This window comes from Hoskinsella mucinilytica, assembly GCF_045223415.1.
GTDB lineage: Bacteria > Bacillota_I > Bacilli_A > Erysipelotrichales > Erysipelotrichaceae > Hoskinsella > Hoskinsella mucinilytica.
Map to the genome: position 1 here is coordinate 21396 of NZ_JBEQZJ010000020.1, position 12818 is coordinate 34213.

A 12818-nucleotide genomic window follows, 5' to 3' on the forward strand; every position below is an offset into this window, starting at 1 on the left:
GGATATCATGTCAAAAATTATTTCAGTGAACGCAGGAAGTTCATCTTTAAAGTTTCAGCTATTTGAAATGCCAAGTGAAGAGGTATTGACAAGTGGAATCGTAGAAAAAATCGGTTTTGAAGATGCTATTTTCACGATTAAGGTAAATGGTGAAAAAATCAAAAAAATCTTACCGATCCCTGATCACACAAAGGCTGTTTCATTATTGCTGGAAGCATTGGTAGAATATAAAGTTGTAAACAGTTTGGATGAAATTGTCGGTGCAGGTCATCGTGCAGTTCATGGAGGGGAAATCTTTAAGGAATCTGTTCCTGTAACAGATGAGGTAGTTGAACAATTCGCATCATTAAATGAGTTGGCACCTTTACATAATCCAGCAGGTTTGGTCGGTTATAATGCTTTCAAAGAAAATTTGCCAAACTGTAAGCATGTATTTGTATTTGATACAGCATTCCATTCTACAATGCCGAAAGAAAGCTATATTTACGCACTTCCTATGGAATACTACGATAACTATAAAATTCGCCGTTACGGCTTCCATGGTACAAGTCATAAATATGTATCATTACGTTGTGCAGAATTGATGAATAAAGATATTAAAGATACAAAGATCATCACATGTCATTTAGGAAACGGAGCAAGCATTACAGCGGTAGATGGAGGAAAATCTATCAATACTTCTATGGGCTTTACTCCTTTGGCAGGTGTTATGATGGGAACACGTTGTGGAGATATCGATCCTGCAATCGTAACGTATATCATGAAGAAAACAGGTGCTACACCTGATGAAATGGATGATATCATGAACAAAAAATCAGGTATGCTAGGTGTGAGTGGCATTAGTTCTGATGCTCGTGATATTGAAGATGGGTGTAAAGAAGGAAATCCAGCTGCTGTATTAACAGCTGAGGTATATGTCAATCGTGTAATCAATGTAGTAGGTGGTTACTATGCACAACTAGGCGGTGCTGATGCAATCGTATTTACTGGTGGTATCGGTGAAAATGATACTAATATGCGTTATATGATTTGTAATCGTTTGAAGGAAGCATTCGGTGTAGAATTAGATGAGGAGCTCAACGGTAAAACAAGAGGCAAAGAGGTATTGTTATCTACACCAGATAGCAAGATTCAAGTTTGGTTGATTCCAACCAATGAAGAATTAATGATTGCTCGTGATACTTACCGTTTGATGCAGAACTAATGAATTCTATTTTTGAACTCATCCAGAAATACGATATCATCACGATTTATCGTCACATCAGTCCTGATGCGGATGCGCTTGGTTCCCAATTCGGTTTAAAACAATGGATCATAGATTCTTATCCAGATAAACAAGTGTATGCATTGGGAAAGGACGATGGGAGCAAATGCTCTCATTTTCCTGGCAGTGATGTCGTTGACGATGAAACCATACGTCACTCTTTGGCTATTATTTTAGATACTGCCAATCAAGATAGGATCGATGATGCAAGATGGAAAACTGCTGCCTATCGTCTGAAAATAGATCATCATATATTCGTGGAAACATTTGCGGATGAAGAATATATTGATGATCGTTCTGGAGCTACCTGTGAAATATTGGGAACATTGTTAATGAACGAAGGTTACCATATTTCATCCACTGCTGCTCAGTATATATACAGTGGTTTGATTGCGGATACCTTACGCTTTTCTATTCCTACAACAACATCTCAGACCTTAAGAACCGCAGCTTATCTTTTGGATCATGGAGTAGATGTACAAAAGTCAAATGAAGAAAATTTTTCAACATCCATGCAACAATTTCAATATGAAAATTATCTACGAAGCAGTTGTAAAGTGTTGGGTGGGAAAATTGCATACAGTATTGTTCATAAAGAAGACTATGAACAGTTTGGACTGAGCTTTAATGAAGCCAAAGAAAAGGTGTTCGTGTTTGGTGGGGTTCATGAATTTAAAGCTTGGGCTTTGTTTGTGGAGAAAGAAACGGATGAACAAGGAATGCTTCGTTATAATGGAAGCCTTCGTTCTCGGAATACCACGATCAACGACATTGCCATGAGATACAATGGTGGCGGACATCGATTTGCTTGTGGCGTAAAAAATCTTAGTGATAAGGATATTGAGTGCATTTTACAAGAAATTTTAAATAGAATTAACGAATAAAAGGGTGAAGAACCCTTTTATTGTATAAGGAGAATATATGAAACCAGTATGTTTGTTTGATTTAGATGGAACATTAACGGACCCTAAAGAAGGAATTACAAAATCAGTAGCATATGCGCTTGGAAAATTTGATATTGAAGTAAAACATCTTGATGATTTAAAAGTGTTTATCGGACCACCTCTGCAAGATAGCTTTATGAAATACTATTCTATGGATGAAGAACAAGCTCAACAGGCTATCCAATATTATCGTGAATATTTTTCAACAACAGGCATTTTTGAAAATAAGGTATATCCCGGTATTGCCCAGATGTTACAACAATTAAAAGCACAAAACAAGAAAGTTCTGGTTGCTACAAGTAAACCGGAAGGTTTTGCTCGACAAATCATGGAACATTTTCAGTTAGCTGATGATGTTGACGATGTTTGCGGTGCAACTATGGATGGAAGCCGTAGTAAAAAAGGAGATGTTATCGCCTATGCATTAAACAAGCATCATGTTCATGAAATGGATGCGATTATGGTAGGTGATCGTGAACATGATATCTTAGGCGCAAAAGAAAATCATTTACCTTGTATAGCAGTGCTTTACGGTTATGGATCCAGAGAAGAATTTGAAAAAGCCGGTGCTGATATCATTGTAGAAAGTGTTTCTGAATTAACAAATTATCTTATGAAATAAGTTCTGAAAGTAGGCATAGTTGCCTGCTTTTGTTTTAGGATAAAAAATCTCATGCGTTCTATGCGGCATGAGGGTAGAAAATATGATAAAATAAGAGAGAGGTGAAGGCATGAGCGTACATTTACATGTTAGAAGCTGCTATACATTATTAAAAAGCACGCTGACAATTGAAAAGATTATAAAAAATACAAAAAAACATGGCTATACTGCAGTAGCACTTACAGATTTTGGAGTGTTTCATGGCGCTATGGCATTTTATCATGCCTGTCAAAACGAGGGAATCAAGCCGATTTTCGGAATGGAATTAAATGTAACAGAAGATGGGGAACTCTATAACTTTGTTGCGCTTGCGAAAAACGATACAGGATATGTATCCTTGTTGAAACTATCCACTTATTTAAACACAGAAGAGCATGGAACCATCAGTATTGAAGAATTAAGCTCCTATACCAAAGATTGTGTGGTCATCAGTGGAGGAGATAGCGATGCTTTGGAAGCTATGCTGTTACAAGAACAAAAAGATCGTTTGATTGCACATCTATCTTTATGCGCAAACTATTTTTCTACTTTCTATGTGGCGATTGCAAAAAATGATGCCGGATTATTAGAAAAGAAAAATGCATTTTTAAAAGGGATATGTAAACAGTTGGGGATTCACACAACAGCACTTTCCAGAATTTATTATGAAGATGAAAGCGATGAAGAAAGCTATCGTACCCTATGTGCAATTGATCAAGGCTTGTCCATCGATGATAAGACCTTAAATTGTAGTACTGGAAGATATTTTCGCTCACAAGAGGAAATGAAAAAGCTATATGATGAGGATGACCTGGAAACAACAGAAGAAATTGCGGATTTATGTAACGTAAAAATGCAATTGGAAAAAGCGGTGTTACCTAAATTTCATAATAAATATGGTATCAGCAGTGAAGTCTTTTTACGCCAACTATGCCATAAAGGGTTACAAAAACGTATGAATTATCAATCAATACCAAAGGAATATGTAGATCGATTAGAATATGAATTAGATGTCATCATATCAATGAAATACGCTGATTATTTCTTAATTGTTTGGGACTTTATCCGTTTTGCGAAAACAAAAGACATTTATATTGGTCCTGGTAGAGGTAGTGCGGCAGGTTCGTTGGTAGCATATTGTCTTGGTATTACGCACGCAGATCCCATTCAATATCACTTGCTATTTGAACGTTTTCTAAACCCCGAGCGTGTTTCCATGCCGGATATCGATACGGATTTCCCGGATAATCGTCGTGATGAAGTTATAGAATATGTCACTTCTTTGTATGGAAACACAAGAGTTGCTCATATCATTACCTTTAATACCTTGGCGGCAAAACAAGTATTGCGTGATGTAGGAAGAACCATGGATTTCACCGTGAGAGAAATGGATAGCTTATGTCGTTTGGTACCTAATCGAACTAAAATTACGTTGAAAGCAGCGTATGAAGAACGAGCTGCTTTTAAACAAAAAATCAATTCTGGAGAAAAGTATAGGAAACTGTTTCGTGTTGCGTTAAGATTAGAAGGACTACCAAGGCATGCATCATTACACGCAGCAGGTATCATTCTTTCCAATGAAGACATTGATCAGGTATGTCCTTTGATCGATGTAGATGAAGGAGTCAGAGCAAGCCAATTTACGATGGAGTATCTAGAAGAACTTGGCTTGATCAAAATGGATTTCTTAGGATTAAGAAATTTGACCATCATAGATGAAATCGTACATCATATCAATGAAACACAAGATACAAAATTGGAAATCATGAAAATTCCTTTGGATGATAAAAAGACATATGACTTGATTCGAGATGTCGATACCATTGGCGTATTTCAATTAGAAAGCGAAGGAATGAAAAATCTTATCAGAAAGATCAAACCTACTTGTTTTGAAGATATCGTTGCGACCATTGCGTTATATCGCCCGGGTCCAATGGAAAATATCCCAGAGTATTTAGAAAGAAGATCACATCCTGAAAAGGTGGATTATATCCATCCTAGTCTTAAGCCGATTTTGATCAACACCTATGGTATTATGATCTATCAGGAGCAGGTCATGCAGGTCGCAACGACCATGGCTGGTTTTTCTTTGGGAAAGGCAGACAATCTTAGAAAAGCAATCAGCAAGAAAAAAGGCGATCAATTAATCAAGTTGAAAGAGGAATTCATACAAGGTGCATTAAAGAAAGGATATGCGCAAGCACTGGCAGAGCATGTCTATGATCTGATCATGAAATTTGCCAATTATGGATTTAATCGTTCCCATAGCGTTGCATATGGTATGGTAGCTTATCAGCTCGCTTATTTAAAGGCCAATTATCCATTGTATTTTTTCATGAGTCTATTAAATAGCGTCATTGGTTCCGACTCTAAAACCAATGAATATGTATTTGAAGCAAAAAAACGTAGTATTCAGATCTTATTGCCAAGTGTGAATGATAGCTTATTGCATTATCGAATTCAACATGATGCATTAAGATTTCCATTGTTAGGCATCAAAGGAATCGGTAGAGCCATTGCATTACCGATCATAGAAGAAAGAGAACAACATGGACCTTATTTAGACTTCTTTGATTTTGTTGCACGTATGGCAAAATATCGAGTAGCCAAAAAAACAATGGAAACATTGATCTATGCAGGTGCATTAGATGAGTTTCGTATCAATAGAGTATCCATGATAGCAAGCTTAGATGATGCCATTCGTTATGGTGATCTGGTGAAAATCGAAGATCAAGATCAAATCTTATTGGATTTCGATTTGGTGAGCAAGCCGGCCATGACATCATTGAAAGAAAACGCAAGTTTACGTGCTGAAAAAGAAAAGGAATGTTTGGGATTTTATCTGACAACACATCCAATCGAAGCATTAAGAAACAAACTAGATGCTAATTTACGACCTCTTGTGTTTTTAAAAGAAGTTCGTGGCTATGTGAAATTTATTTGTCAGATTGAAAAATGTAAACCGTATCGTACAAAAAATGGGCATATGATGATGTTTGTTTTAGTGAATGATGAAACCAGCAAGTTTGATTTGGTATGTATGCCTAATATTTATGAAATACATGAAAAAGATCTTGTCAAAGGAAATTATCTTTACATCGAAGGTGTGATCGATAAAGAAAATTCCTGCTTGGTCAAGAAGCTTACGAAGATAGAAAGGTAATGGATATGATAAGACATGCGAGAATGGATGATATCGATCAGCTAGTAGAACTGGAAGCAAGCTGTTTTCCTTTGGCTGAAGCCGCAACAAGAACAGCTCTTGCACAACGTATCCAAATTTTTCCACACAACTTTTTGGTAATGGAACATGAGGGACAAATCATTGCGATGATCAATGGATGTGTTTGTGATCAGGAAAGAATGAGTGATGATTTATATGAAAATGCTCAACTACATAAACCTACAGGAAGTTATCAAGCTGTGTTTGGCTTGGATGTACATCCGGCATATCGTCATCTTGGTTATGCCAAAGATATGATGCAAGCCTTGATCAAACAAAGCATAGAAGATCAAAAAACAGGTATGTTTCTAACTTGTAAACAACATTTGATCGGTTTTTATGAAAGCTTTGGTTATGTCAATATGGGAATCAGTGCATCTATTCATGGAGGCGTTACTTGGTATGATATGTTGTTAACGTTTTAGAAGGTAGAAGTAGTGAAAAAAGCAAATACTTTATTGCTTTCTGTAAAAAAATATGGTATCATACTACGTGTTGTATGTCCGATTGGATTTACAACCGCTCATCATAAGGTTTAAGTATGGTATTCATCACCTTATTTGGCGAGTCTTAAAAACAAGAAGGAGGTGCGATTATGTACGCAATTATCGAAACAGGTGGAAAGCAGATCAAAGTTGAAGAAGGATCTGTAATCTTTGTTGAAAAACTAGATGCCCAAGAAGGGGATACTGTAGTATTTGACAAAGTAGTAGCTTACTCAAACAGAACAACTCGTGTTGGAACTCCATATGTAAAAGGTGTGAAGGTTAACGCTAAGGTTGAAAAACAGGGAAAAGCGAAAAAAATCATTGTTTACAAATACAAAGCTAAAAAAGGAAGTTCTCACCGTAAACAGGGTCACCGTCAGCCATATACAAAATTAACTGTTGAATCTATCGAGGCTTAATTTCTATGGTAAAGGTCACTGTATTGCATCAGCATCAAAAAATTGTTCATATGACGATATGTGGACATGCAGGATATGCCGATAAAGGGCAAGATCTAGTATGTGCAGGTGTTAGTAGTATAGCGATTGGGATGATGAATGCATTAGACCAGATGGAACCTGATACCTGTGATCTTTCTATGAAAGACGCAGATGTTGAAATTCAGGTAAATAAGGTTACAGAGGGAAATCAACTTCTATTAAGAGGGATGATCATTCAACTGCAGACCTTGAAAGAAACTTATAAAAAATATGTTCAGATAAACGAACAGGAGGTGTAATTATGAAGTTTGTATTAGATATTCAGTTATTTGCATCTAAGAAGGGTGTTGGTTCTACTAAGAACGGACGTGATTCTGCTGGTAGACGCCTTGGAGCAAAACTAGCTGATGGACAGAAATGTCATGCTGGTTCAATCATTTACCGTCAGCGTGGTACAAAAATTCACCCAGGTACAAATGTAGGTAAAGGTGGAGATGACACATTGTTTGCGAAAGTAGATGGTGTTGTTAAATTTGAGCGTTTAGGTAAAGACAAGAAAAAAGTGTCTGTATATCCAGTTGCTTAATGATAGAAATCCCCGTTTGGGGATTTTATTTTTGAACAGAATATATCATAGTAAGGAGGTGTCGTGAATGTTTGTAGATAGAGTCAAGGTGCATATAAAAGCAGGAAAAGGCGGAGACGGTATCGTTGCTTTTCGAAGAGAGAAATATGTTGCTTATGGTGGACCAAGCGGTGGAGACGGCGGTGCAGGCGGTGATATCGTGTTTATGGTTGATGAAGGCAAGACAACGTTATTGGATTTACGCTATAATAGAAAAATGGCCGCAGAAAATGGTGGTAATGGAAAAACCAAAAAGATGCATGGCGCAGATGGTGGTGACTGCATCATTAAGGTTCCTTTGGGGACTTTGGTGAAAGACGCCAAAAGTGGTAGGATCATTGCGGATCTAACACGAAAAGGTCAAAAGGAAATCATTGCGAAAGGTGGCAAAGGCGGTCGAGGAAATTTTCACTTTAAATCAAGTAAAAATACTGCGCCACAATATAGTGAACTTGGTGAACCTGGTCAAGAACTGGATGTTCAAGTTGAACTGAAAGTATTGGCTGATGTTGGCTTGGTTGGTTTTCCTTCTGTAGGTAAGTCAACATTGTTGAGTGTTGTATCCAAAGCAAAACCGGAAATTGCAGATTACCATTTTACCACGATCGCACCAAATCTTGGTATGGTTCAGGTTCCGGACGGAAGAAGTTTTGTTATGGCAGATCTTCCCGGTTTGATTGAAGGTGCCAGTGAAGGGAAAGGTTTAGGACATCAGTTTTTAAGACATATTGAACGTTGTCGAGTGATCATCCATGTCGTTGATATGGGGGCCAACGATGGAAGAGATCCGTTAGAGGATTATCGTATCATCAATGAAGAACTTAGCAATTATGAATATCGTTTGATGGAACGACCTCAAGTTGTGTTAGCAAACAAGATGGATTTGGATCATGCACAGGAAAATCTGAAGCGCTTTAAAGAAGCTTATCCTGATGTTGAAGTATTTGAAACCACGACCATCATTGCGGAAGGACTAGAACCTGTGCTATATCGTGCAGCTGATCTGTTGGAAACAACACCACAATTTCCTTTGTTTAATGATGAAGAAGTGGATGCGGAAGCTGAAGGTGTCTTATATAAATTCGAACCAGAACAACCTTCCTTTGAGGTTCATAATCTAGGAAACGGTCAATGGGAGCTAACTGGTGAGGAATTAGAAAAAGCATTTAAGATGAGTAAACTTGATAATGAAGAAGATATCATGCGATTCGCAAGAAAAATGCGTAAGATGGGTATCGATGAAGCATTACGTCAAGCAGGATGTCAAGATGGAGATAGTGTTGCCATTTGTGATATTGAATTTGAATTCGTAGAATAAAGCCCAAATCGGGCTTTTTTTATATCATGTATCAAAATCAATTTACTGGTATTTCTTCATCAAATCCGTTATGATTATAGTAACAATGGAGGTAGATAGAATGAAGATGGTATCATGGAATGTCAACGGAATACGTGCATGTATGCAAAAAGGATTTATGGACTTTTTTCATGAGGTAGATGCAGATATTTTTTGTTTACAAGAAACCAAAATGCAACCGGGGCAACTTGAAATAGAAACACCCGGTTATATGCAATATATGAACAGTGCTGAGAAAAAAGGATATAGTGGAACGATGGTTTTTACCAAAAAAGAGCCATTACAAGTAACCTATGGTATCGGAATAGAAGAGCATGATCATGAAGGACGTGTCATTACCTGTGAATATGAGAATTTCTATCTTGTGACAGTTTATACACCGAATTCTAAAGATGGCTTATTAAGATTAGATTATCGTATGATTTGGGAAGATGATTTTAAAGCTTATTTACATAAGCTCAATGAAAAAAAGCCAGTGATCGTTTGTGGTGATATGAATGTCGCTAAGGAAGAAATCGACTTAAAAAATCCCAAAACAAATCGTAAAAATGCAGGTTTTAGCGATGAAGAAAGAGATAAGATGAGAGCGTTGTTAGCGAGTGGATTTACTGATAGCTATCGATATTTATATCCGGATCGTGTGGAGTATTCTTGGTGGAGCTATCGTTTTAAAGCAAGAGAGAAAAATGCAGGTTGGAGAATCGATTATTTCCTTGTCAGCGATGATAGCAAAGAGAACATTCTAGAGGCAAAAATTCATACTGATGTATTCGGAAGTGATCATTGTCCTGTATCACTTGAAATCAATATCTAAGGGTAACCTTTATCTTTTGAAAAAAATGGTAGTGTTTTCTTACATTTTATGATAAAATTTCGTTGTTTCGTATAAATTCACTGACAGGGAGTGAATTGTTTCTACCCTTGAACCAATGTTTCGAGGACTATGAATCAACGTTTTTTTATTGTTCGTTGATTCTCGTAGAAATACGAGAATTTTTTCATGAAAGATAGGAGAAAGTATGGAAGAAAAAAAGAAAGATAGCATCTATGAATTAGATGGAAAGGTTCCTTTAAAGAAAGCATTGCCATTAGGTATTCAACATATCCTAGCGATGTTTTTGGGTAATGTATCACCATTGATCATTATTTGCGGTATGTTGGAAATGAGTGGTGCATTAAAGATGACATTGATTCAAAATGCAATGTTTGTAGCAGGGGTAGCTACCTTATTTCAATTATATCCATTTTGGAAAATCGGTAGTGGACTTCCTATTGTTATGGGTACAAGCTCAGGCTTTATCGGTACGGCAAAGGCAATCGGTGCTGCATTTGGATATGGCTCATTGATGGGGGCAAGCATCATAGGCGGTCTTTTTGAAATGGTGATGGGTTATTTCATCAAACCACTTCGTAAATTATTTCCACCGATCGTAACAAGTTTGGTCATTGTATCCATTGGATTATCTTTGTTGCCGGTTGGTATCAATTATTTTGGTGGTGGTAACGGTGCAGCGGATTTTGGTAGCATCCAACATCTTATGGTTGGTACGTTTGTCATCATCGTGATCTTGATCGCAAAACAATTTAAAGGCTTTGTGAATAATGCATCTATTTTGATTGGTATCTTGGCAGGATATATACTTGCGATTGTTTTAGGAATGGTAGACTTTACACAGGTCAAAGAAGCGGCTTGGATTGCTATTCCAAGTTTTATGCCGGTAGCCCTTGAATTTCATCCTCAGGCAATCATTGCAATGGGTATCATGTTCATTGCCACAACTGTAGAAACCATCGGAGATACAAGTGGGGTAGCCAATGGTGGTCTTGGAAGAGAAGCAACCAATGAAGAATTACAAGGTAGCGTTATGGCAGATGGTTTGGGTAGTGTGATCGGTGCATTGTTTGGTGTATTGCCAAATACATCTTTTTCTCAAAATGTCGGTTTGGTCGCAGTGACTAAGGTCGTGAATCGTTTTGTTATCATGACAGGTGCTGTTTTCTTGATCTTATGTGGCTTTTGTCCAAAGTTAAGCGCATTATTTTCTGTTATGCCTCAATCTGTATTAGGTGGTGCTGCAGTCATTATGTTTGCGATGATTTTGGTGAGTGGTATTCAATCTTTAGCAAGATGCAACTTGAATGAACGTAATGGTTTGATCATTGCACTTGCGATTGGCTTAGGTGTCGGTATTGGAAATGTACCAGCTGTTTTAGATCAGCTTCCTACTTGGGTAGGCAATATCTTTGCGCAAAATGGGATCATCATGACCTTTGTGATCGCTACGGTATTGAATTTGATCTTGCCTAAGGATAAAGAAGAACGTGAAGAATAAAAAGATTTTTTTGACTGGAGATAAAGGGGTAGGGAAATCTACTTGTATCAATGAAATCATCAAGGAGTGTCAGTTAAGCACATGTGGCTTTCAGACACTTCCTTTTTATGAGCATGGTATCAGAACGGGATTCTATTTACATGCGTTGTTACCAATAGAGGAAAACGATCAACGCTTTTCCATTCAACATGACGGTTGGAATGAAACCATACCAGGAGTGTTCGATGACTTTGGTGTTACTGTTCTCAAACGCAGTATGCAACAAAAGGATCATGTACTCATCATGGATGAAATTGGTAGATTAGAGAAAAAAGAAACCTTGTTTATCGATACCTTGTTTCAAAGTTTAGAAGAATGTAAGAATATACTTGGTGTTTTAAAGAAATGTGAGATACAATATATACAGGATATCAAACAAAGAGAAGATATCATCTTGTTTGATTTTGATGAGATGAATTATGATGCAATCAAAACATCAATCATAACGTTATGGAAGGAGAGCATATGAAACATAAATTAAAAGGATTAATGGTATTGATCTTATGTTTATTCATTAGTGGTTGCACGATGGAAAAAGAGGTCAAAGATGAAACAATCACAATAACAGATCAAGCAGGAAGAGTAGTGACGTTAGATCAACCTGTGGAAAAAATCGTAAGTGGATATTATATTGCTACTACAACACTGATTGGATTAGGTCAAACGGACAAAATTGTCGGTGTAGAAATGAAAGCAGATACCAGAGCAATCTATCAAAAGGCAGCTCCTGAACTATTAGAGTTACCGGCTATGGGCAATAAAAAGTCATTTAATGTAGAAGAATGTGCAAAGGCACATCCTGATGTTGTGTTTTTACCTGTTAGTTTAAAAAGCTATGTCGATAAATTAGAAGATCTTGATATGAAGGTGATTTTGTTAGACCCTGAAACAATGCAGGATTTCAATGAAGCGGTGGATATCATTGCGAATGTTTGTGGTGCACAAGAACGTGCTCAAACATATAAAGATTTTCAACAAAGACTTCAGACAACCTATGTAAGAAGTCAAAAAGATGAAAAGGAAACCATCTATTTTGCAGGAAGCGATATCTTACAGGCTAGCGGAGAACACATGTTTCAAGGAGAACTCATTAAGAATGCAGGTGCGAATAATGCAATCACAGATACCACAAGTACTTCTTGGTTCAATATCAACAAAGAAGAATTATTAAAAGCAGATCCATCTTATATCTTGATCGAACAAGCGGGTGCAGATATAGAAGCTGTAAAAAAGGATGCGTCTTTACAAGCATTACAGGCGATAAATCGTAACCATATATATGAGTTTCCAAGTGCTTTAGAAACGTGGGATACGCCTAACTTATCTTATTGTCTGGGAGAGCTTTGGTTAAAGTCGATCTTAGAGCCAGAAAGTATTTCTATGGATCAGGTGTTAAAAGAAGCACAGCAATTTTATCAAGAGTTTTATGGAATTGAGGTAACTGCTGAGGACCTTGGCATTTAGT

The 12818-nt window shown here is 37.1% G+C and carries 13 protein-coding genes, 1 riboswitch and 1 other annotated feature; all 13 genes read left to right on the plus strand.

What is annotated here, in order from left to right:
- The first annotated feature begins 7 nt into the window (after window positions 1–7).
- The gene (locus UGRO018_RS08660; protein WP_416326085.1) at window positions 8–1204 is read left to right on the plus strand and encodes an acetate/propionate family kinase; all 1197 of its coding nucleotides are present in this window, start codon (window positions 8–10) and stop codon (window positions 1202–1204) included.
- Window positions 1204–2148, plus strand: coding sequence for a DHH family phosphoesterase (locus UGRO018_RS08665; protein ID WP_416326086.1), 945 nt, complete (start codon window positions 1204–1206; stop codon window positions 2146–2148). The genes UGRO018_RS08660 and UGRO018_RS08665 overlap by 1 nt, the downstream gene beginning before the upstream one ends.
- 37 nt (window positions 2149–2185) lie before the next feature.
- Window positions 2186–2830: an HAD family hydrolase gene (locus UGRO018_RS08670; RefSeq protein ID WP_416326087.1), complete on the plus strand. Its 645-nt coding sequence runs from the start codon at window positions 2186–2188 to the stop codon at window positions 2828–2830.
- A 109-nt stretch (window positions 2831–2939) separates the two neighbouring features.
- Complete coding sequence (gene dnaE, locus UGRO018_RS08675; protein ID WP_416326088.1) at window positions 2940–6011, plus strand: DNA polymerase III subunit alpha; 3072 nt, start codon at window positions 2940–2942, stop codon at window positions 6009–6011.
- Window positions 6011–6496: a GNAT family N-acetyltransferase gene (locus UGRO018_RS08680; protein ID WP_416326089.1), complete on the plus strand. Its 486-nt coding sequence runs from the start codon at window positions 6011–6013 to the stop codon at window positions 6494–6496. The genes dnaE and UGRO018_RS08680 overlap by 1 nt, the downstream gene beginning before the upstream one ends.
- Window positions 6497–6578: 82 nt before the next feature.
- Window positions 6579–6652 (plus strand) — a sequence feature (ribosomal protein L21 leader region).
- Between the two features lie 14 nt (window positions 6653–6666).
- A complete protein-coding gene (rplU, locus tag UGRO018_RS08685) occupies window positions 6667–6978 on the plus strand; it encodes a 50S ribosomal protein L21 (RefSeq protein ID WP_416326090.1) in 312 nt (103 codons plus the stop codon).
- A 5-nt stretch (window positions 6979–6983) separates the two neighbouring features.
- Window positions 6984–7298: a ribosomal-processing cysteine protease Prp gene (locus UGRO018_RS08690; RefSeq protein WP_416326091.1), complete on the plus strand. Its 315-nt coding sequence runs from the start codon at window positions 6984–6986 to the stop codon at window positions 7296–7298.
- A 2-nt stretch (window positions 7299–7300) separates the two neighbouring features.
- Entirely contained in the window at window positions 7301–7585 is a 285-nt protein-coding gene (gene rpmA, locus UGRO018_RS08695; RefSeq protein WP_416326092.1) for a 50S ribosomal protein L27, read from the plus strand.
- A gap of 67 nt (window positions 7586–7652) precedes the next feature.
- Window positions 7653–8942 carry a GTPase ObgE gene (gene obgE / locus UGRO018_RS08700; RefSeq protein WP_416326093.1) on the plus strand — a complete coding sequence of 430 codons (1290 nt, stop codon included), beginning with the start codon at window positions 7653–7655 and terminating at the stop codon, window positions 8940–8942.
- 100 nt (window positions 8943–9042) lie between these two features.
- Entirely contained in the window at window positions 9043–9795 is a 753-nt protein-coding gene (locus tag UGRO018_RS08705; RefSeq protein ID WP_416326094.1) for an exodeoxyribonuclease III, read from the plus strand.
- A gap of 47 nt (window positions 9796–9842) precedes the next feature.
- Window positions 9843–9945: riboswitch (purine riboswitch) on the plus strand.
- Between the two features lie 55 nt (window positions 9946–10000).
- On the plus strand, window positions 10001–11314 hold the full coding sequence (locus tag UGRO018_RS08710; RefSeq protein WP_416326095.1) for a uracil-xanthine permease family protein: 1314 nt from the start codon (window positions 10001–10003) through the stop codon (window positions 11312–11314).
- Window positions 11304–11822 (plus strand): nucleoside-triphosphatase, encoded by a 519-nt coding sequence (locus UGRO018_RS08715; RefSeq protein ID WP_416326096.1) that lies wholly within the window; start codon window positions 11304–11306, stop codon window positions 11820–11822. The genes UGRO018_RS08710 and UGRO018_RS08715 overlap by 11 nt, the downstream gene beginning before the upstream one ends.
- Window positions 11819–12817, plus strand: a complete 999-nt coding sequence (locus UGRO018_RS08720) for an ABC transporter substrate-binding protein (RefSeq protein ID WP_416326097.1) — start codon at window positions 11819–11821, stop codon at window positions 12815–12817. Before UGRO018_RS08715 ends, UGRO018_RS08720 begins: the two co-directional genes overlap by 4 nt.
- Window position 12818: the final 1 nt, after the last annotated feature.